This window comes from Nostoc sp. 'Peltigera membranacea cyanobiont' 213, from assembly GCF_002245975.1.
Lineage (GTDB): Bacteria > Cyanobacteriota > Cyanobacteriia > Cyanobacteriales > Nostocaceae > Nostoc.
The window spans coordinates 34,531-56,593 of the sequence record NZ_NOLI01000011.1 but is presented as its reverse complement, the minus strand read 5'-3'; the positions used below and the strand labels follow the sequence as shown (position 1 = coordinate 56,593).

The window sequence follows — 22,063 nt, the reverse complement described above, 5'->3', positions numbered from 1 at the left end:
TGCTATTTATATAGTTATTATTTTTAAAGCATCGATATTTCATCTATCGATTCACTAAATATTCTCTTAGGGTGACTGCATGACAGCCGAAAAAAACACATGGCTACGTACAAAATTGCAATTTAAAGGTTCGGTTATGAAAGCAATCTACAAGCATATTTTATGGTGCGGAGCTTTTGGATTTGTAATTTCTGTCCTTTACCATTTTGAACAGCCTGTATCCCAACCGATTTTAGCAAATGTTATTCCTAGTATTGTTTTAGGCTTATTACTTGTATTTCGGACAAATACTGCTTATGAGAGATTTTGGGAAGGGAGAAAATGCTGGGGATCTTTAGTAAATAATACCCGAAATCTGGCCAGGCAAATTTGGGTATCTATTGACGAAATCTCAGCAGAAGATAAAGATAATAAAATTACAGCATTAAATTTATTGGTAGCTTTTGCCGTGACAACTAAATTGCATTTGCGGGAAGAAGCAGTCAATAGCGAATTGGAAGATTTAATGCCATCTAGTAAATATATAAAACTGAAGATTATGAATAATCCTCCGATAGAGGTTGCCTTTTGGATCGGAGATTATTTACAGGAGCAGCATCATCGCAATTGCCTTAATAGTTACCAGTTAACATCAATGCAAGAATTATTAAACAATCTTGTAGATAATTTAGGTGCTTGCGAACGGATTTTAAAAACACCTATGCCCTTGGCTTATGCCATTCATCTGAAGCAATTACTGTTACTATATTGTTTCCTGCTACCATTTCAAATAGTGGGGACTTTGGGTTGGTGGACAGGTTTAATTTCGGCGTTAGTTGGTTTTACAGTATTTGGTATTGAAGCAATCGGCTTGGAGATAGAAAACCCCTTTGGTTATGACCCTAACGACTTACCTCTAGATGCGATTTGCGCCACAATGAAACGCAATATAGACGATTTAACGACTCTGACTCCAAATGCGCGATCGCAGTCAGGTAATTTGACTTATGAAAAAAGTTCAGACTGTTTCTAAAACAATTAGAGCGTTTTCTGAAGAATTTTAACATTGATGAAATTCATCTATTCAGCTTTTCGATTTTCTGCTGGAAATAATTTCGCCAATCTATGGGTAAAGCCCCAACTTGTATGACGCGGTGTAACAGTTCTAGGTCTTCTGTTTCGCCTGCATACAATTGGGTGATAAGCGCATCGAATAGACTCATTTCTTCCCGCCCTCCAGCTTGTTTCGCAGTAGTATATAAACGCGAAACTATCTCTTCATTGGTGGATGTGCAATCATGCCTGTACGTCAAACTTTATCAAAGCCTGATATCCAACTTTCTTACTTAGAGTGGAACCAAGGTCAAGAACCCTTACTGTTGTTACACGGTTTAGGCGACCATGCTCTAGTGTGGTCTAGTTTAGGAGATTACTTAGCAGCAGACTACCACATAATCGCCCCAGATATGCGCGGACATGGCGAAAGTAGTAAGCCTGAGAGAGATTATACTTTTGAAAGTGCGATCGCAGACCTGGAAACACTTATGGATCGTCTGGGATGGACTTCTGCCCATATTGTCAGCCATTCCTGGACAGGCAAATTAGCCGCTATCTGGGCAAGACAAAACCCAAAGCGTTTGCGGAGTATAATTCTCATCGATCCAATTTTCATCTGGAAAATGCCCAGCCTCCTCAGGCTAACTTTTCCCATGTTGTATCGCTTCTTACCTTTTCTCAAAAGCATGGGCCCCTTTGGCAGTCATGAAGAAGCCGAACAACAAGCACGCAAGCTAAAACAATATCAAGGATGGAGTTCTTTGCAACAGCAAGTTTTCCAAGCAGGAATAGAACAAAAACCCGATGGTAGTTGGGGCAGCAAATTTACCATCGCCGCCCGCGACGGGATTTTTGAAGCAGTTATGCAAGTTCCTGGTTTTACAATCCCCCTTGATACCCATGCTCTCTTTGTCCAGCCAGAACAAGGACTTAACCGCCAAGATTGGCAAATTCAACCCTACAAAACCTATCTCAAAAAACTACGCATCTGCCAAGTTCCTGGCAATCACTGGCCGTTTTTGACACAACCAGAGGCATTTAACCAAACTGTAGCAGCTTTCTTGGCAGAACACAGATAGAAAATCTCATTATTATTAGACGGGATTATCATCCGGCAACAGAAGAATTAATAGGAGCGATGTCTAGCAATAAGCGGCTACGCATCTCTGCTCCCCTTAAATCAGTTATTAGTTATCAGTAACCCGGAAACACTGATAACTAATAACTGATAACTGTTAAAGTACGGATAAGCAAGTCATGAGCCTTTGTATCAATCCCCTTTGCCCTATACCAAATCACCCGAATAATGAACAAAACCGCTTTTGTCAAAGTTGTGGTTCCCATTTGGAATTGCTAGGGCGTTATCGGGTGACGTGTCTATTGAATGACAAAACAGGGTTTAGTAAAGTTTATGAAGCATACGAACAAAATACCCCTAAAATCCTCAAAATACTCAAAGACGATCTATCAGGTAACGCCAAAGCAGTAGAACTATTTCAGCAAGAAGTAACTGTGCTGGAACAACTCAAGCATCCCGGCATTCCCAAAGAAGATAGTTACTTCCAGTATCAAACCCGAAATGGTTTAGTATTGCATTGCATTGCAATGGAAAAAATCGACGGGTGCAACTTAGAACAGTGGCGACAGCAGCAGAATCGCCCTGTTTCTGAAAACCAAGCTATAGCTTGGTTAAAACAATTACTAGAAATTTTGAATTTAGTGCATAGTAAACACTACCTACATCGAGATATTAAACCATCTAATATCATGATTCGATCCCCCATTGAGAAAGATTGGGGGAATTTGGTACTGATTGATTTTGGCACTACCACTGAAATCGGCAGAATCGACTCAGACCAACTCAGCAACAGCGACGGGATGACAGCACTTATGTCATCTGGCTACAGCGCTCCAGAACAAATGAATGCTAAAGCAGTACCGCAATCAGATTTCTTTGCCTTGGGACGCACCTTTATATTTTTGCTAACAGGACAGCATCCCTTAGATATGTATGATGTTCAGCAAAATGTATTACATTGGCAACATCATGCCATCGATATCTCACCTTTACTATTAAACTTAATTGATTGGCTAACAGCAACAGATATAGAAAGTCGTCCTGCTAATACCCAAGAAATTTTACAGCGTCTAGAACAAATTGAAGAAAGCAAAAAGTTCTGTTCAGAAGAAGATTCAACCCCACCTAAACGAGAGCCATTTGTAGAAGTAGAGGATTCAGAGCCAAGCTCTCTGCCGTTGGAGCAGGAGCCAGAAAACAGTATTCCTCCCGCCCCTGTTGTCGAAACCCAGTCAACAGAAACTACTCCTGAAAATATTAATTTAGCAATCGATTTGAACACGGAGCAGTTGTCTGCGCCAATTCCTCAAACTTTGCCATCCCCACAGAAGAAAGAGCCAGAAGAAGTACCACTACTGAAATTTTTTGCAGGGCTGCTAGTGATATTAGGATTACTGAGTATAGTGGCATTAGCAATGCGAAACTCACAATTTATTGTGAGGTCAAATTATGGTCAATCTCCCGAAAAGAGAGGAAATATTGATTATTTTTCTGATCGAGAAGGTAGAGATAGCCAGGGAAAGGTAGCCGAATTTAATATCGCTGTTTTATCAGTAGAGTATAAATGGCTTTTAGGTAGCAATTTTCAGATAAAATATAATGATGAAATTATTAGTCTAGACCTTTTAAAGTTGAACTTAGAACAAGAAGATATACAGAATATAATGGGAGATCCCAGCGAGATTATATCTGTAGGTACAGTTTCTTGTAAAGGTAATATAGCAGTTCAACAGCGAATGGCTCTAGAACGTTCTAAACAAATTCAATTGTTAGTAAAAAAAATATTTATTAATACCCCAAGTGTTAAACGTTATCGAATATTAAATTTGGGACAATTTCAACGGAGTGATTGTCAGGCAAACCAGGATTTAACTAAATATCAGAGAAGTATTATAATTATTGGTGTAAAAAAGCAATCGGAAGGTGTAATTCTTGATGAAGCACTACGGGATAGGTTAGAGAAGAAGCCTTTTGCTGATTTTAAGTTAGAAGATTATTCTTTGGGGACAGCAGAAAAGTTTAAGACGATACCAAGTAATTTATCAAATTTCTAGCAAAGTACAACAAACAGTGCATAGACTTAGCCCATCGTATATATCACCACTTTAGCCATAAACTAAAACTAAGGTCATCTACATCCCTTATGGCTAAAGCAGCAGATATTAGCACCAAACGATTAATCAGCCTCGCACCCGAAAATTGGGTAAAATGGGTAACGAAAATTCCTAATATTGTATCTGGAGAAATTCTCAACTCCGAATTTCAGTGGATTAGCCGTGAAAGTGATGTATTAGTCCGCGCCAGTAGTCCCCAATATGGCGAATTTATCCTACTCAACGAGTTACAACTACGCTACAAACCTGAAATGCCCATTTAGATAGATTAAAGGCAATTCAGCAGGGAATTAAGAGTGTCAATACTCTAGATGAATTACAGCAAATAATTTGAAGTAATGGAACTTCCTTGAGTTTGGTAAATCGTGAGATGGAATATGTCAGTATTCGAGAAAACTTTCTTTTATCAAGAAAGTTTTAAATTACCCCAAAATAGCCAAACTCTGGGATGGTACAGATCCTAATTTTGAATTATAAATTATAAATTGTTCATGCTCCCATGCCAGAATACCGCTTCAAACCCGCACGCCACAACAAGCGATTCGCACCCAAAAACACTAATAACCAACCGAATATTGACCAAAATCCCCGCCCTATATCTACGGGTAGCCCTACCAAAAGACTTGCAGGAAAATTAATCAAATAGGGAAAAGGCGTAAACATCACTATTTTTTGCACAGGTTCTGGAAAAACTTCTAAAGGTGCTATCAAACCAGATAAAAATAGATAAAATAACAACCAAAAATTTTCTAAAGCAGTAGCCCGTTCTGTCCAAAAGGCGAACATAGCAAAGGTGTACTGAATCGTAAACCGCAAAGTAAAAGCTAGCACCACCGCCAATGTAAACAGCAAAAATCTACTCAAGTTTGGTATCCAAAAAGCTTGGGGATAAAGAATAAAAAATAATGCCACTAATAAAAAAGTAAACATTAGCCGAGCAAATCTTTCAGAAACATGTCCTGCAACATGATGCCATACTGGGTCGAGTGGTTGTAGTAACTTGGGGGAAAGCTTACCTTCCACAACCTCTTTTTCAAAATCCCAAATTACCCAAACAGTTGTTAATTGTCTAACTACAAAAACCGCTATAAAATAGCGGGCAAAATCCACAGATGATAGCCCAAACTGCCCACCTTGTGCTGCCTGTATCCAGATACCCATGAGGATAATCGGCAAAGACCCAGCCAAAACCCATAAGATTAGTTCTGCTCGATACTCAACCATATAGGCGTAGTATACTGACAGCAAAGTTAGAGCTTTTCTAATAAATTTTTTCATTTATGGTGCATTCTCCTCTTGGCAACTATATTTCTGGCAGCGATCGCTACACAACACCTGCCTGAAAAACTCGTCCAATTACTTCTTCTACAGGCGGTTCGGTGACAGTTAAATCAATTACCTCTAAATCCGTCAAAATCTTCGATACCGTGCGGGTGAGCGCCTCTCTAGATACCATAAAATGCACCGATCGCCCTTCTAAGAGTTGCACATCCCCATAAGTCATAAGTTTTTCTATCGGTAGAGGTTGGGCTAACTCGATATGAACTTCCCGGTATGGGGCAAAACGTTCTAGTAGTCCATCTAAACTACCGTCATACATCAGGCTTCCTTGGTGAATCAACAGCACGCGTTGACACAAAGCTGTGATATCAGCCATATAATGACTCGTCAACAGCACTGTAGCCTGATAACGCTGATTGTAGTCGCGCAAAAAATCGCGTACCGCTACCTGAGCATTTACATCTAGTCCCAGAGTCGGTTCATCTAGGAATAATACGTGGGGACGGTGCAAAAGTGCTGCTAGCAATTCTGCCTTCATCCGCTCACCCAAAGATAGCTTCCGTACTGGTTGGGTAAGTTTGCCTTCTAGGGAAAGCATCTCTGTTAATTCTCCTACCCGCCGTTGAAACTCTTTATCAGAGATGTTGTATACAGCAGCATTAATTTTCAAAGAATCCAGTGCTGGTAAATCCCAAATCAGCTGCTGCTTTTGCCCCATCACCAAGGTAATTTTTTGTAAAAATGCTTCTTTACGATGAAATGGGATTTGTCCAGCTACTGTGACTTTACCGCTTGAAGGATGAATCAGTCCCGTAAGCATTTTTAGTGTGGTGGTTTTACCAGCACCATTTGGCCCCAAAAACCCCACTACTTCACCAGGGGCAATTTCAAAGGAAATATTCTCAACTGCTTTAATTGAGCGGTAGGTACGGTGGAAAAGGTGGGTGATTGCACCTTTAATACCCGGACTTTTAACTGCCACTGGATAAGATTTACTCAGATTTTCAACAACGATGATTGACATATTTTTTATATTAGAACCACAGATGTATAGAGACACACGTAAATCATCGGTGTTTAACGCTATTTATCAAGCAGAATTCAGGAGTCACTAGTAAGAATGGGCTAAATGCCCCGCTAACAGAATGAATTAAATTCTGACGGAAAAAATGGATGGCGAGTTTGAGTTCGTCTTGATTGTGACTTCTGGATTCTTCAACTATGGTTCTAATACCAATTCTGTAGAAGATGCGCCAACTATATGAGGAACGAACCGCAAAGGACGCAAAGGACACAAAGAAAGAAAGAAGAAGCCAAGAAAATTTGGCGCAGCCTCATAAAGAAATGGTATTAAGTAGAAAAGCAGGGATTTTCGCCAGTGACATATCATGATTTCCTGTGGTGAGCATGACGCACAACAGATAGACTTTACCGTAAACGTCCCGATCGCAGTGTACTGATAATTAACCACAAACCCAATAAACTAGCAACGGCAAAGAGGATGGTGCTTAAAAAAGATAGCTGGCTTGTCTGCGCTCTGGTGGAAATAATTGCTGCACCCATAATCAGCGAACCTACTAGTATACTAAAAGAGAGTCGGTTAGCCGCATCGTCCATCGTGCGCCGCACGCCATCTAAACCCCGCAGCGATAGATTCCACTGTAAGGTTTCTGAGGTAACTCGGTCTAATAGCAGTTCTATTTGGCGAGGAGACTGGAGAGAGAGACTTTTTATATCTAAGGCTGTTCGTAATAGCGATCGCACTGGATTATCGCCCAGTAATTGCCGCCGAAACAAGTCTGTAATTAATGGTTTAACTTCATCGAAAAAATTAAGCTCTGGGTTGAATGTCCGCGCTACCCCTTCTAAATTCGCTAGGGTTTTGGCATATAAACCCATGTTGCTAGGTAATCTAATTTTATTGTTGCGGGCAACTTGTAAAACTTCATAGATTATCTGACTGAAGTTGATTTGCGTCAGGCTGACATTATGATATTTTCGCAACATGCGATCGTAATCATTTTCTAACCGTGATAAAATTACTGGTTGAGCCGAATCTGATAGCTGCAAAGTTAACTGAGCGCACCTTTGAGCATCTAAATCAACGATCGCTAACAACATCTCTGTTAATATTTGCTGTGTGCGGGGATCGAGTCTTCCCACCATGCCACAGTCTAAGAGGGCGACACGACTATCTTTGAGATAAAACAAGTTTCCTGGGTGAGGATCGGCGTGAAAAAAGCCATCAATATATAGTTGCTGAAAAAATACCCGAAATAATAAAGTAGTTATTTCTTTACGCTTTTCGGCAGGATCTTTAACGTTAGGGTCATTATCCAAATCCGCCGCCAGGAACGGCACTCCATCCAGCCATTCCATCACCAGTAATTTTTCTGTGGTCAATTCCCAGTTAATCTCCGCAACCACTATTTGCGTAGGATCGAACCAGCGACTTTTAGATAAGTTGCGCCGCAGTTGGTCTGTAAAACCAGCTTCCCGTGTAAAATCCAACTCGGCTTCTAAGGCTTTGGTGAATTCTTCAGCGATAGATTTGATTTCATAAGTTTGCCCAAATTCAGTCCGCGCCACTAAATCAGCAATCCCTTGAATTAAAGCAATATCTTGAGCAATAGTCAGATCGATTCCCGGACGTTGCACTTTCAAAGCGACTTCTCGACCATCTGCTAATGTAGCGCGATGAGTCTGGGCAATTGATCCCGCCGCTACGGGTATCGGGTTAACTACGCGGAAAGTTTCTGCTAGTGGACGTTTTAATTCTTTACGGAGGATTATTTCTATCTCTGACCAAGGGACTGGCGGTACTTCGTCTTGTAAGGTTGATAGTTCCTCAATGTAGGAGGCGCTGAGTAAATCTGGACGAGTAGAGAGTAGCTGACCAAGTTTAACGTAAACTGGCCCCAAGTCTACCAGGATATTTTTTAAAACCGCAGGTGTCGGTAGCTGAGGTTCATCAGCTTTGCCACCAGTGAGCAACCTTCGCATATAGTCCCAGCCATTGCGAAGGAATACTTCCAGAATTTCTCGTTGACGGGGAACAGTTTGGGTGAGGAACATTTTTATAAATAACTGCAAAGACGCAGGGAGTTAAAGAGGTAAGCAGCAGGGGATGACAATACAACCGAAGTTGGCTCTAGCTTTGCTACTGGTTAAAGTTCTGCTAGCTGCGCCACAATCTTGGAATCTTTTTATGGATGATTGTAAGGCTTCGTAGAGTTTCTGTTCGCTCAACATTCGTTTAATGTAATTAGAGCAAGAATCCCCACCGTGTAATAAACGATGGGAGCAACTAAATCCTTTGGACGGAGAAATATATTTTTGATAAGCGGTAATAGACTCGATTGCCATTGTCTTGGCGAGAGGCTCAAAGCTAATAATGTCCATAACTGTCAGAAAAAATAACAGACAGTCAAGTTATAATAGGAAAATAGACTTTTTCGCCTCTGCCAAGGGTTTTAACTTTTATAGCAGGTCGGTAAATCGGGGATCGCTTTGGATAATTTTAAGGATCTGCTTAATTTCCTGGGTACGTTCTTTATTGACAACGAGGGTGACATTGCGATCGCGCACAATCACCACGTCCTCTAAACCAATAGTAACAACTACATCCTCTGGATTGGAGGCATAAATAATCGCCCCCTGCGTATCTAGCCCTATGTGGGTAGCAAGTTCTACATTGGGATTCTCTTCTGTTTTGAGTAAACGCTCGATCGCATTCCAATCTCCCAAATCATCCCAACCAAAATCAACTGGCAAAACGTATGCTAGAGTTGTCTTTTCCATTAGGGCATAGTCTATACTCTTCTTAGGCAACTGGGGATAAATATCAGCACCCTGTTGTTCTAAAGGTTCGATAATTTCTGGAGCATGGGTATGTAGTTCCTTGAGAACAACCCCTGCCCGAAAAACGAACATTCCACTATTCCAGCTAAAACGTCCCGTAGATAAAAAAGTCTCTGCCGTTTCGCGGTTGGGCTTTTCAGTAAAGCGGTTGACGTGATAAGCTGGCAACTCATTAAAGCTACCTATCTTTTCACCTTGTTCAATGTAGCCGTAACCGGTTGATGGAAAAGTAGGTTTTATCCCCAGTGTCACGATCGCTGCTGTGCTTGCTGCCAGTTGCGTAGCCGCGCTTAACGTGTGTGCAAACGCTTCTTCGTCAGCAATCCAGTGGTCAGCAGGGAAAAAGCCAATAACAGCGTCTTCTCCATAGCGCTGTTTGATTTCTAAACTTGTCCAAGCAACGGCTGCGGCTGTGTCTCTGCCTTCCGACTCAATTAGTAAGTTTTCAACTGGTAGATCGGGTAATTGTTGTCTTACCCCTTCAGCTATCTGACTAGAAGTGATCACCCACAGGGAATCCCACCCCGTTCGGGTTCGCCAGTCGCTCATGGGGGAAACCCCCAAGACCCCGCTGGACTCACCGCCACCGAGTTTTATCAATCGATCGGCGGTTGCTTGTAATAAACTTCTAGAGCTACCATCAAGACTTAAAAATTGCTTAGGTCGGTCTTTGCGGCTCAGGGGCCAAAAACGTTCACCTTTACCACCAGCTAGGATTACGGGGAACAATAAAGTATTCATGTTGTCATACACGCCTACCGAAGAACATTATCAGTTTACAGTGAGCCTTTCCACTGGCAATATCTGTAGCTTGGACTAACATACTTTTAGGGAGTGGTTGAGTGGGGAAATAATTGTGATAAAACAAGTCGAATGGTCGGAAAATCCGGTTACATCTCAGCAAGTTATAGAATTTGAAACTGAGGTGCGATCGCAGCAAATTCAACGCACGGAAAATCAGGTAACGCCAGCACCGATAGCCGACTCAGAGGAGGAGGATGTCGAACTAAACCAGCCAGCCAATCCGAACCGTAGCGTCGTCGAATCAGTGGGCGCGATTCCTAATCAGCTTTACGAGAGACTGGGCTTAACCATGCCTCGATGGCTGTTGTGGATCATGACGATTGTCATCGGCATCATCTTATCTGGGCTGCTAGTCTCAACTTTAGCGCTGTGGACTCCTTTGTGGAGCAATCTCGATCGAACAGATGAAGATTTAGGAAATACTCCAAAAGACGAGGTAAAAATACCGCTACCAGGAGAGTTGTGGAGCAAACTCTCTCAGTACCAGCTTTCACGACCCATGAATATCTTAATTATGGGAATTGAACCAGTTAACGGTACTGTAGATGGTTCACCAGAAAGCTTTGCTGGCAAAAGCGACTCCATGCTTATGGTACGCCTTAACCCTAGTGAAAAATCTGTACGGGTGCTTTCGATTCCCAAAGATACGATGATTGCCATCCCCGAAAAGGGAGAAAAGGGTTTAACTAAGGTATCTGATGCCAATGCCAAAGGCGGCCCTGTCTTGGCAGCACGGGTAGTTAGCCGGACATTAAATAATGCTCCAATCGATCGCTACATCCGTATTTCTACTAGCGGCTTACGGCAGTTAGTCGATCAGTTAGGCGGGGTCGAGGTCTTTGTTCCCCAATCTATGTCATATAAAGACTCTAGCAGTCGGCTGTCGATTAATTTAGTTAGTGGTTGGCAAACCCTCAACGGCGAACAAGCAGAACAGTTTATCCGGTTCCGCGAACCAGGTTTGGGAGATTTGCCGAGAGTGCAGCGTCAGCAAGCACTAACAGCAGCATTGCTGCAACGCTTAAATAGTCCTACCATTTTACCCAGGTTGCCTCAATTAACTCGCTTGATGCGAAAATACTTTGATACCAACCTGAAGATGGAAGAAATGATGGCGTTGGTCAACTTTGGCCTCAACCTAGATCGCGATAATTTCCAAATGACGGTGCTGCCTGGTACCTTTAGCCGCTTTAGCAAAGACCCTGATAGCTATTGGCTAAATATGACTGGACAACAGAGCCTGTTGAATGATTATGTTGGGGTAAATGTACCTGGTCTGAAACCAGATATGCGTCAGGTTCCTAACCTCAAAATTGCTATTCAAAATGCCTCCAATCAACCTCAGCTAACTGAAAAAGTTATTGCTTATCTCAAACAGAAAGGCTTTACTAATATTTACAAAGTGCCTGATTGGCCAGATACCCAACGTCAAACTCAGATTATTGTCCAAAAAGGCAATCGGCGAGTTGGTGTTGATTTGCAAAAAGTCTTAGGCTTGGGGCAAATTGAGGTGTCAGCGATTGGTGATTTAGAATCTGACCTCACAATTCGGATTGGTAAAGATTGGAAATAGTCATTGGTCATTAGTCATTAGTCATCGATTGAATGACAAAGGACTAATGACAAAGGACTACTGAAAAATAATGAAGTTATGAAAAAGATTTTGCTGCGATTTTTGGGTTTGATTGTAATTTTGATACTAGCATTTTGCTGGATAATACTTAATCCTAAACCTGCTTTTGCTCAACTCAACACAATTAACTACAACAATATAAATTTAGAAAATCGTGACTTTTCTAATGCTGATTTGGCAGGTGTGACTTTTGTAGCAGCAGAAATGCGGGGGACGAATTTTCAAGGAGCGAATTTAACCAACGCAATTCTCACTAAAGGAGTTTTGTTAAAAGCAAATTTGGAAGGCGCGAATTTAAGCGGCGCTTTAGTCGATCGCGCCACTATGGATGGTGCTAACCTGAAAAATGTCATTTTTACTGAAGCAACTTTGACGAGCAGCCGTTTTTTCGATGCCGAAATTACAGGCGCTGATTTTACCGACGCTTTGATTGACCGTTATCAAGTGTCGCTAATGTGTGAAAGGGCTGATGGGGTAAATCCGGTTACGGCTGTGTCAACGCGAGATAGTTTGGGCTGTAAGTAAATAATACGATCGCATCCCAAAAATTATCCTAATTAAAATTGACTGAGAGTTATCAAAAACTAGTCACCTCTAATTACTGCTAGGAATTTCAATTAAAAATTCTGTTCCTTCTCCTGGTTTAGAGGAACATTTAATTTGTCCATGATGTTTTTCAACTACTATTTGATAACTAATAGACAATCCTAAGCCCGTACCTTTACCTGGTGCTTTGGTAGTGAAGAAGGGATCAAACATGTGCGATCGCACTTCTTCTGGAATCCCTAGACCATTATCAGCTATTTTAATTACAACCTGGTTATTAGTGGCTTGCGTACTAATCCAGATACTCAGAGGTATTATAGGACACCTCTGAGATAACTTCAAATACCTTTGCTGTATAGTTTTGAATTTTTCCTCTAATGCATCAATACTATTACTAAGAAGATTCATAAACACTTGATTTAATTGCGCGGGATAGCATTCGAGCAAAGGGAAAATAGCATATTCTTTAATAATCTCAATAGCTGGGCGTTCATGATTATTTTTGAGCCGATGCCCTAAAATCAGCAAAGTACTATCCAATCCTTCATGAATATCTACTGCCTTCAATCCAGCCTCATCTGTACGAGAGAAGTTTCTCAGTGATAGCACAATATCACAAATTCGCTCTGCTCCTACTTTCATTGATTCAAGAGTTTGGGGTAAATCTTCGATGATAAAGTCCAAATCAGCCTTGTCAATTTGATCTTGGACAGATGGTAACAGGGAGGAATTTTGACGGTAAAGTTTCACTACATTTAGTAGTTCTTCAGTATATTTATTTAAATGTATTAGATTGCCAAAAATAAAACTCACAGGATTGTTGATTTCATGAGCAACTCCAGCAAGTAATTGTCCTAAACCTGCCATTTTTTCACCCTGAATTAACCTAGTCTGAGTTTGTTTTAATTCTTGCAGAGCTTGAGTCAATTCCAAGGTTTGACGTTTAGTTTGGTCGAGTAATTCCGCTTGATGAATCGCAATTCCCAATTGTACAGCTACTTGAGCCATTAAATTGATTTCTTCCTCTTTCCAATAACGTGGTTGCGAATTTTGATAAGCAACTAATAATCCCCATAATTTCTCACCTTGTCGAATCGGAACAAAAGTTTCGTTACGCGGAAGTTCGTTATCGTCGTCTGTGTCCTCAAAAGTTTCTATAATCATTGGTTGGGCTTGTGCAACAGGTTTCCAACCATCTTTAAAGGAATCTGCCACAAATTTACCGCTCCAATCTGCATGGAAGCGGTAGATTGCAACTCTCTCCACTTCGAGCAATTCTCGCACAGCTTGAGTAGTGGTTCTAAAAATAGTTTTAATATCGAGTGACTGGCGAATTTTATCAATGGTTGCAGCTAGCAATTCTTGCCGTTCCATTGCTTTTTCTCGTTCGGTGGCTTCTGCTAACTGGATAACCTGCATTTGAACTTGCTTTAAATAAGAATCCTGTTTTAATGCGACTCCCAATTGCTCGGCTATTTGACTGGTAAATTCAATTTCAGAAGGTTGCCAATAACGAGGAGCGGTGCATTGGTGAATACACAATAATCCCCAAAGTTCACCTTTTTTTAATAGAGGTGCGACCATATTTGCCCGCACCTGAAATTTTTCTAGGATTTGGACATAGCAACTTGCAAACTTGGCTTGATAAATATCAGCGATCGCATTGACTCGACCTTGAGCGTAGAGGGGTGCAAAGTTTTCCCCAAAGCAATAATCATAAACTTTTTCTGCTATTACCGAGCTACACTCAGGGACAAAATCCTCAGAAATAAACTCTCCTTCCCAATCTTTTTGAGGGTCAAAACGAAAGACTGCCACTCTATCGGCTTGCAGCATTTTCCGCGCCTCGGTGACAGTTGTTTGGAAGATTGTATCTAAATCTAGGGACTCCCGAATTCGAGTAATCACGCTAGTTAATGTCTTTTGTTGCTCTGCTTGGTACTGAGCGTATGTCAGTAACTTATGGTGTCGCACTGCCACACCAATTTGTGTGCCGATTTTGGTTAGTGATTCGACTTCATAAGATTGCCACTCTCTGGGTGAGGCATTTTGGTAGGCAGCAATGACTCCCCAAAGTTGATCTCCCTGGAGGATAGGGGCAGTTGCAAAGGCTTTTGCCTGAAATTGCTCTAACAGGGTTACATGACAGTCTGTTAATCCGGCTTGATAAATGTCATTAACTGTAAATGTCTCATTATTAACGTAACGTCCGCCTTGGGTCTGTTGTAAATAAGTATCAAAAATCATCGGCTGAATACCAACTAGGGGAGTCCAATCTTCAGCAAATGATTCAGCAACAAAGTTACCACTCCAATCTGGATTGAAGCTGAATATGGCAACTCGGTCAGCTTGCAGCAGCTTGCGTATTTCTTGAGTTGTGGTTTTAAAGATGGTTTCAATATCAAGGGGTGAGCGAATTTTATCGACAATCCGAGCTATTACTTGGTCGCGCTGAACTGCTTGAGCCAATTTTGCAGCTTGCAATTGGACTTGCTTGAGATGCTTCGCTTGTTGAATCGCAACGGCAAGATGGTCAGCAATTTGACGAACAAATTCTATTTCCGATTCTTTCCAGTCACGAGTCTCACTGCACTGATGAATGCAAAGCAGTCCCCACAGTTCCTTCTGGGGCGATAATGGGACAACAAGATTAGCTAGTACCTGAAATTTACTTAAAATTTCCACATAACACTCACTCAGTCCTGCCTTGTAAATATCTCCTACTGCTTGTACTTGTCCTTCTTGATAACTAGAAGCAAATTCTTCTCCAAAACAGCGATCGTAAAGCTTTACTTCTAATGCCGAATTCCAACCAGGCGCAATATCTTCATAAACAAATTCTCCTTTCCAATCTTTCTCTAAGTCAAACTGGAAAACTGCTACACGATCGGCATTTAGGAACTGACGTACTTGTGTAACAGTAGTTTGAAAAATTCTTTCTAAATCAAGAGACTCCCGAATTCGCACAATTACACTCGCCAGAGCCTTTTGTTGCTCTAGTTGCTCTTGAAGTTGAACGCTTGACAATAGAAGTTGATCTTCTGTGAAATTTGAATTTGGTTCCATTGCGCTGGATTATGTCGTTTTTATACAAGAGTTCCTCATACCAAACTTCATGAGTCGAAAATATGACAAACTGCAAATTTTGACAGCGTTCAACTATTTCCCAGAAGATGGTTATTCTTATAGTTCCCCTTTCTCGATCTATTTTCTTTAATGGGTTAAAAATAATTTTGACTTGTATACAAAAGAAGACATGAATAATTCAAGGTTTGTAGTAAGCGTAAGAGACGATTTAATTAACTTCACATTGCGATCGCAGTAATTTTGCTTTGCTCCCCGCAGGCATCAGACTATAAACTAATGACTGATTTGCCAAAATTTACCTGACAGACTAAGGTATTTCAGGTTAAATGTTTTAAACTATGCACTCTGCAAGAGTTGTCGGGTATTATTCGTGACACAACAAGACCAAAAACCCTCTCGTTCTTTCGCTGGAATTGCTGGCATTGTTGCCGCAGCCACATTAATTAGTAAAGTCTTCGGTTTAGTGCGGCAGCAAGCGATCGCTGCGGCTTTTGGTGTTGGTGCTGCTGCTACCGCCTATAGCTACGCCTATATTATCCCTGGCTTTCTATTGATATTACTCGGTGGTGTCAATGGGCCATTACACAGTGCAGTTGTCAGCGTTTTAGCCAAGCGGCGGCGAGAAGAAGCGGCTCCCCTAGTGGAAACCGTGACAACGCTAGTAGCTGGAGCGCTGTTGCTGGTGACAGTTGCTCAAATTTTATTTGCGGATGCGATCGTCGATTTAGTCGGTCATGGTTTGGAAGAGACAACCAGAGCGATCGCCATTCAACAACTCCGCATTATGGCACCGATGGCTTTATTTGCCGGTTTAATTGGCATCGGCTTCGGTACTCTCAACGCAGCCAATCAATATTGGTTACTTTCCATTAGTCCCTTATTATCCAGTATTACTGTTGTTGGCGGCCTTGGTATCCTGGCGATGCAACTAGGTAAGGATATTATTAAACCAGAATACGCTTTAATCGGGGGGATGGTCTTAGCTTGGGGAACTTTGGCAGGAGCAATTCTCCAATGGTTAGTACAGCTAATTGTCCAGTGGCGCTTAGGATTAGGCACATTACGCCTACGGTTTGATTTTAAATCTCCAGGCGTTCAAGAAGTCATTAAAATCATGACTCCGGCGACAGTTTCCTCTGGAATGATGCCAATTAATGTTGCCACCGATCTTTATTTTGCTAGTCCTATCCCTGGGGCTGCGGCAGGATTTAACTATGCGAATCTATTAGTCCAAACTCCCTTGGGGATTATTTCTAATATCATTTTACTGCCCCTGTTACCGATATTTGCCAGACTTGCCGGCCCCGAAAATTGGCCAGATTTAAAATTACGCATTCGCCAAGGATTGCTACTCACTGCCTTTACCATGCTACCGCTAGGGGCGTTAATGGTAGCGCTATCAGTACCTATTGTGCAGGTGGTATATGAACGCGGTGCTTTCAAGCCGGAAGCCACACAGCTAGTTTCATCCTTGCTAGTCGCTTACGGAATTGGGATGTTCGTCTATTTGGGACGTGATGTTTTGGTGCGGGTGTTCTACGCTTTAGGCGATGGACAGACACCTTTTCGTATCAGTGTTTTTAACATCTTGCTCAACATTGTATTAGATTGGTTTTTCGTTAAACCTTTTGGCGCTCCCGGTTTGGTATTGGCAACAGTGGGTGTAAACTGTAGCTCAATGTTGATGCTGTTGTGGTTACTCGATCGCAAACTCAATGGTTTACCTTGGCGTGAGTGGGGTTTGCCGATTTTGGGTTTGGCTGCTGGTAGCGTGGTAGCTGGGGTAGCCAGCTATGGGACATTGGTTGGTTCTCAACAATTGCTGGGTAAAACGGGTTTATTAATTTTGGTGTTGCAATTGTGTATATCTGGCTTTATAGGGATTGCTGTGTTTGCTGCGATCGCTTCCTGGCTGAAAATACCAGAGGTGAATACTTTTATATCTCGTCTACGTCAGCGTTTTTTGAAGAAGTAACTAACCAAGTGGGTGAGAAATAATTCAGCCACTTGGGTGAACCAGATGTGCGAGGTTACATTTTGTAAAAAAAGAGATTCTAGTACTAGAGAACATTGATTTTACCTAACTCTAGTGAGAAGAATTCTATGAAACTTACAAAATTAGCTGCCTCTGCACTTGCTGTTGCTTCCATTGTCCTCTCAGCAGGAATTGCTTCTGCTCAAACAGCCGGTACAAACGGTAATTACATTGGTGCTGGTGTTGCAGTTGGTGCAACCAGTGGCGGACAAGGAAACGATGAATCACAAATTGGTGGCAATATCCAAGGACGTTACGCCGTTCCGAAGACACCTGTTTCACTACGGGGTTCTGTGCTGTATGGTGGTGATGCTGCTGCAATTATGCCGATCGTGACTTACGATGCGGCGATCGCCAAAAATACTAACGTTTACTTCGGTGGTGGTTATTCTTTTGTAACTGACGAAGGTCAAAAAACCCCACTGGGCAATCAGAATTCACCTGTAGTCACCCTTGGTATTGAATCAGAAGTTAGCAACAATGTCATTGCTTATGGTGATACTAAATGGGGTATTGATGCCTACAGAAATAGTGATGCTGATGCCGTTAGCTTCCAAGCCGGATTAGGCTATCGTTTCTAGTTATTACGAGCTAGGAAACAGCTTATTCGTAACCTAAAGCAATGATGTTTACCAGCCGTAATAGTAATTTATTCTGTCATATTTGAGCATCCATACTCAGATATGACACATTTTTTAATCATTTTTATTTATGATTATGATAACTAATTATATTTGGCTATTATCAATAGTTTCTCTTAAAGTTAAATGACCAATTTTAAATATGCATAAAAGATATTACTCATGGAAAAAATTAATCCCATTCCAGAAATACTGGGTGAAACAACTGATGTAGAATCTTGGCTAATTCGGGCTGGGCTAAGATTTTCAGACTTAGGTAACGATGCCGCCAGTATAGCAATCCGTAAGCAATGGCGAGAATATCAAGCCGCAGTTCAAAGATGCTGTGCAGTCTTACACCAGCCACCATCATGCGTTCAACTAAGTGGCGACTATGCCAACCTGAGAATACCTGGTGGTGCATCAACCATAAAACTTACTCATTGACAGGAAAGAATAAATATAAATGTTTTGAAAAACCACATCTATCTTAGGGGTAATATCCTGCGAAAAGTTGGCTTACGTTTACATAAATTGCCCTTACCACACAGGTCTATTTCACATTAAAGAATGACGTATTTACCTTGATAGACAACATAAATAGATCCCCGATCGCTTTGACGAAATCAGGGATCTATGGTTTTCAACGATCGCAAATTAAAAAAGCCTACGATGGTGTAAGAACAACCTAAAGTCCAAAATCATTTATTGCCCTTGCCATTACCACCATTGCCATTGCTATGAATGACACGTTCAGCAAGCTTTTCCGGTACTTCCTGCAAATGGTCATTTTCCCAGTGGAAGGAACCAACGCCAAGAGTGAGCGATCGCAGTTCTACAATAAAATTCTGCATCTCAGCTTGTGGCAAGTATGCAGATACATTATCCCAGCCTTGCCAATCGTTTCTTCCCTCATAGCCTAAAATTTGCCCCCGTCTACCACTCAACAGTTGCAGCACTTTAGACGTAAATTCGCTCGGTGTGGTAACATCCACCCGCAGAATTGGTTCTAACAAGGTAGGTTCCGCTTGGGGTATCCCCGTTTGCATAGCTAATCGGGCAGCTTGCTTAAAGGCTTGTTCGGAACTATCAACGTTGTGATACGAACCATTAGTCAGAGTTACCGACAAATCCACTATTGGAAAGCCCAAAGGCCCATGTGTGAGAAATTCCCGCACGCCCATTTCCACGCCAGGAATGTACTGTTTCGGAACCACGCCACCGACAATGGTTTCATTAAAGTTAAAACCTGTACCCCGTGGTAAAGGCTTGATTTCGAGAAAAACATCACCAAACTGTCCGTGGCCACCGCTTTGATGCTTGTAGCGCCCATGAACTGAAGCCACCGTTTTGCGGATGGTTTCTTTATAAGGCACTTGCGGTAAATGGGTTGTCATCGGTAGATTATATTTGCGGCGCAGTCTGTCTAGGGTAACTTGTAAATGAATCTCACCTTGACCCCACAGGATTACTTCGTGAGTATCGCCGTGTTGTTCCCAAGCAAGTGAACAGTCTTCTTCTAATAACTTGGTAATGGCACTGCTGAGTTTAACTTCATCGTTGCGCTTTTCTGGTGTAATGGCGAGGGCATATACAGGTTCCAACTGTACAGCTTTGGGTAATTCCATCACTGATTGCTGTTCTGTAGAGATTGTATCGCCTGTCTTAATTCCTTCTAAACGGCTCAATGCGACAATTTCACCAGCACTAACTTGGTTAACAAACTGCTGTTGTTGTCCCATAAGGCGGAAAATTCCACCAGTCCGAATGCCATTGAGGACAATGCCATCAGTTAATTTGCCCCGCCAAACACGCACGAGAGAAAGTTTGCCACCTTGGGGAGTGTAGTAAGTTTTTAATACCTGCGCTAAAGGTGTATCACCTTTTAAGTTTTTTAAACGACGTTCTGCTGTGGTTTCTGGTTCGGGGGCTTCTCGTAACAAAGCTTCTAATAGAGGTCTAACACCATAATCTTGTTCTGCCACACCAAAGAAAACGGGCACTACTAAATCTGCCCCTAATTCCATTTTTAAATCTTTGAGGATTTCCTCTTGGGGTGGTTCGATATCTTCTAAAAGTTCTTCGAGTAAACGATCGTCAAAATTTGCTAGGGCTTCGAGCATTTCTGCCCGTGCTTTATGTTCTTCTTCTTTTAAATTTTCGGGGAAGGGAATGGGGTCAGCAGGTGCGCCTGGATGATATTTATATGCCTGTTCGCTCACCATATCAATAAAGCCGGTGAGTTGTTCCCCGTTCATGATGGGATATTGATGGGCTACCAGGGGACGGCTAGATACTGCTTTCAGGGCGTGTAACGTTTCTAAGACATGAATATTTGCCCGATCCATCTTGTTGACGAAGACGAGGTGGGGAATTTCCCAATCGTCTAGGAATTTAAATAGAGGGGCGAGGGTGAGGACGCGATCGCGGATAGGTTCGCAAACTACAATTGCTGCATCCACTCCAATTAAAGCATTATAGGTTTCTTGGGCAAATTCTACGCTTCCCGGACAGTCAATAAAAGTGAAGCGAATGTCGTTATACTCAGTGCTAGCGGCGCTGACTTCTACACTCATCTGGCGATCGCGCGACTCAGCAGCGCTATCTCCTACTGTATTACTGTCTTTAATACTCCCTTTGCGAGAAATTGCCCCTGTGACAAATAACAAGCTTTCTAGTAAAGTAGTTTTTCCACTTAAATAAGGCCCGACAATTGCCACATTCCGCGAACCCGATTTTACTTTTTCGTTCATAAAACCCCCTTGCGGTAAGTCTTTTATAACCGCATGATTCCGTATATATCAAGGGATAAAAAATGGTTCTCTGGAGTCAAAATTACCCCTTCTTTAATTTGTTATTATCCACCCTTTAATCGAAAGTTTAAAAAAATGTAGCCTGTCGTAAGATTTAGCTTAACAAAAGTTAATGGCAGTAAAGTTTAATAGCGAATCTAAAATTTTTGTAAATAACTTTTTATCAAGTAAATTTAACTGAAAGTGTTGCGAATCAGAAAATCAATGACATTATCATTTTCTAAATATCCCATAATAGGGTTAGTAAGTTTGACTTTGTTGGTTGTTAGTATTCCCTCGCCGTCTCTTTCTCTCTCTCCCTCTGTCCCCTCAAAGCTGGCACAATCTAATGGTAAAACAGCCATAGACTGGTTGAACCAAGGTTTACAGGCAATTCAGGCGGGAAAAGTACAAGATGCGATCGCAGCCTTTAAACAAGCAACCAAGTTAGATCCGAAATTAGCACCAGCGCACTATAATTTAGGATTAGCGTACCGACAAACGGGACAATTACAACCCTCTGCGGATGCATTTTATCGAGCAACGCAAGCCGATCCGAAATTTGCTCCAGCTTTTGCTAATTTAGGTGGTGCGTTGTTAGAAGGCAATAATTTACAGTTAGCTAACGATTATTTGCAGCGATCGCTAGAACTCGATCCAAAATTAGGATTTGCCCATTATAACTTGGGCTTGGTACGAGAGCAGCAAGGAGATTGTGAGAAAGCGATCGCATCTTTTAAAAAAGCGATTGAATATAGCAAAAATGCACCAGAACCTCCTTATCATATAGGGATGTGTTATCTCCAACAAGGTAAACTCGATCCAGCCAGAAGTGCATTTTATCAGGCATTAAAAATTAATCCTAAGTATCCAGAAGCTTACTACAATCTCGGCTCAATTTTTTTCCAACAAAGTAAATTCCAAGAGGCATTAGAAGCTTTTAGAAAATCAGCCGAGGCTAACTCTAACTATCCCAACGCTTATTATGGTGCAGGGTTAGTTTTTATCCAGTTAAAGCAATATGGAGATGCAGTACAAGTATTCCAATTTGCTAAAGATTTATACAAAGCTCAGGGTAATCCTCAATGGGCAAAAAATGCCGAACAATTGTTGCAACAGGCACAAAATTTAAAATGAATAGTAAATAGTCGTTAGTCATTTGTCTTTTGTCTAAAAA

At 41.6% G+C, this 22,063-nt stretch carries 17 protein-coding genes and 1 pseudogene; 10 read left to right on the top strand and 8 right to left on the bottom strand.

All coding sequences use genetic code 11. The annotated features are described in order from the left end of the window. Window positions 1–79 precede the first annotated feature (79 nt). Window positions 80–1,012 carry a bestrophin family protein gene (locus tag CDG77_RS05335; RefSeq protein WP_094328372.1) on the top strand — a complete coding sequence of 311 codons (933 nt, stop codon included), beginning with the start codon at window positions 80–82 and terminating at the stop codon, window positions 1,010–1,012. A gap of 43 nt (window positions 1,013–1,055) precedes the next feature. Here CDG77_RS05335 and CDG77_RS05330 read toward each other — a convergent pair whose 3' ends face one another. Then, window positions 1,056–1,202, bottom strand: a complete 147-nt coding sequence (locus tag CDG77_RS05330; RefSeq protein WP_094328371.1) for a 3-alpha domain-containing protein — start codon at window positions 1,200–1,202, stop codon at window positions 1,056–1,058. A 75-nt stretch (window positions 1,203–1,277) separates the two neighbouring features. Between CDG77_RS05330 and CDG77_RS05325 the strand changes: the two genes are divergently transcribed. From CDG77_RS05325 to CDG77_RS05315, 3 genes and pseudogenes are all read left to right on the top strand, one after another. Then, entirely contained in the window at window positions 1,278–2,114 is an 837-nt protein-coding gene (locus tag CDG77_RS05325) for an alpha/beta fold hydrolase (RefSeq protein WP_094328370.1), read from the top strand. A gap of 178 nt (window positions 2,115–2,292) precedes the next feature. Then, window positions 2,293–4,167: a serine/threonine-protein kinase gene (locus CDG77_RS05320; protein WP_094328369.1), complete on the top strand. Its 1,875-nt coding sequence runs from the start codon at window positions 2,293–2,295 to the stop codon at window positions 4,165–4,167. An 89-nt stretch (window positions 4,168–4,256) separates the two neighbouring features. Next, window positions 4,257–4,484, top strand: a pseudogene (locus CDG77_RS05315) (transposase); the annotation flags it as partial. Between the two features lie 232 nt (window positions 4,485–4,716). Here the strand turns inward: CDG77_RS05315 and CDG77_RS05310 are convergent. The 5 genes from CDG77_RS05310 to CDG77_RS05290 all read right to left on the bottom strand — a co-directional run bounded on the left by CDG77_RS05310 (window position 4,717) and on the right by CDG77_RS05290 (window position 10,110). Continuing rightward, on the bottom strand, window positions 4,717–5,505 hold the full coding sequence (locus tag CDG77_RS05310) for an ABC transporter permease (protein WP_094328368.1): 789 nt from the start codon (window positions 5,503–5,505) through the stop codon (window positions 4,717–4,719). 46 nt (window positions 5,506–5,551) lie between these two features. Next, window positions 5,552–6,532 carry an ABC transporter ATP-binding protein gene (locus CDG77_RS05305; protein ID WP_094328367.1) on the bottom strand — a complete coding sequence of 327 codons (981 nt, stop codon included), beginning with the start codon at window positions 6,530–6,532 and terminating at the stop codon, window positions 5,552–5,554. Window positions 6,533–6,936: 404 nt separating this feature from the next. Next, entirely contained in the window at window positions 6,937–8,583 is a 1,647-nt protein-coding gene (locus CDG77_RS05300) for an ABC1 kinase family protein (RefSeq protein WP_094328366.1), read from the bottom strand. A 30-nt stretch (window positions 8,584–8,613) separates the two neighbouring features. Beyond that, window positions 8,614–8,910, bottom strand: coding sequence for a membrane protein insertion efficiency factor YidD (gene yidD, locus CDG77_RS05295; RefSeq protein WP_094328365.1), 297 nt, complete (start codon window positions 8,908–8,910; stop codon window positions 8,614–8,616). Between the two features lie 78 nt (window positions 8,911–8,988). Then, entirely contained in the window at window positions 8,989–10,110 is a 1,122-nt protein-coding gene (locus CDG77_RS05290) for a mannose-1-phosphate guanylyltransferase (protein ID WP_094328364.1), read from the bottom strand. A gap of 115 nt (window positions 10,111–10,225) precedes the next feature. On the opposite strand from CDG77_RS05290, the gene CDG77_RS05285 reads away from it, so the two are divergent. Further along, the gene (locus tag CDG77_RS05285) at window positions 10,226–11,746 is read left to right on the top strand and encodes an LCP family protein (protein WP_094328363.1); all 1,521 of its coding nucleotides are present in this window, start codon (window positions 10,226–10,228) and stop codon (window positions 11,744–11,746) included. A gap of 78 nt (window positions 11,747–11,824) precedes the next feature. Beyond that, window positions 11,825–12,331 (top strand): pentapeptide repeat-containing protein, encoded by a 507-nt coding sequence (locus CDG77_RS05280; RefSeq protein ID WP_094328362.1) that lies wholly within the window; start codon window positions 11,825–11,827, stop codon window positions 12,329–12,331. Window positions 12,332–12,400: 69 nt separating this feature from the next. Here the strand turns inward: CDG77_RS05280 and CDG77_RS05275 are convergent, their stop codons facing one another. Further along, window positions 12,401–15,418, bottom strand: a complete 3,018-nt coding sequence (locus CDG77_RS05275) for a GAF domain-containing protein (protein WP_094328361.1) — start codon at window positions 15,416–15,418, stop codon at window positions 12,401–12,403. 391 nt (window positions 15,419–15,809) lie between these two features. Between CDG77_RS05275 and murJ the strand changes: the two genes are divergently transcribed. From murJ to CDG77_RS05260, 3 genes are all read left to right on the top strand, one after another. Beyond that, a complete protein-coding gene (gene murJ, locus CDG77_RS05270; protein WP_094328360.1) occupies window positions 15,810–17,414 on the top strand; it encodes a murein biosynthesis integral membrane protein MurJ in 1,605 nt (534 codons plus the stop codon). 128 nt (window positions 17,415–17,542) lie between these two features. Further along, window positions 17,543–18,055, top strand: a complete 513-nt coding sequence (locus CDG77_RS05265) for an outer membrane beta-barrel protein (RefSeq protein ID WP_094328359.1) — start codon at window positions 17,543–17,545, stop codon at window positions 18,053–18,055. A gap of 222 nt (window positions 18,056–18,277) precedes the next feature. Continuing rightward, window positions 18,278–18,541, top strand: a complete 264-nt coding sequence (locus CDG77_RS05260; protein WP_094328358.1) for a hypothetical protein — start codon at window positions 18,278–18,280, stop codon at window positions 18,539–18,541. A gap of 254 nt (window positions 18,542–18,795) precedes the next feature. On the opposite strand, the gene CDG77_RS05255 is transcribed toward CDG77_RS05260, so the two are convergent. Beyond that, window positions 18,796–20,847, bottom strand: a complete 2,052-nt coding sequence (locus CDG77_RS05255; protein ID WP_094328357.1) for an elongation factor G — start codon at window positions 20,845–20,847, stop codon at window positions 18,796–18,798. 264 nt (window positions 20,848–21,111) lie between these two features. On the opposite strand from CDG77_RS05255, the gene CDG77_RS05250 reads away from it, so the two are divergent. Next, on the top strand, window positions 21,112–22,023 hold the full coding sequence (locus tag CDG77_RS05250; protein WP_094328356.1) for a tetratricopeptide repeat protein: 912 nt from the start codon (window positions 21,112–21,114) through the stop codon (window positions 22,021–22,023). The last annotated feature ends 40 nt before the right edge of the window (window positions 22,024–22,063 follow it).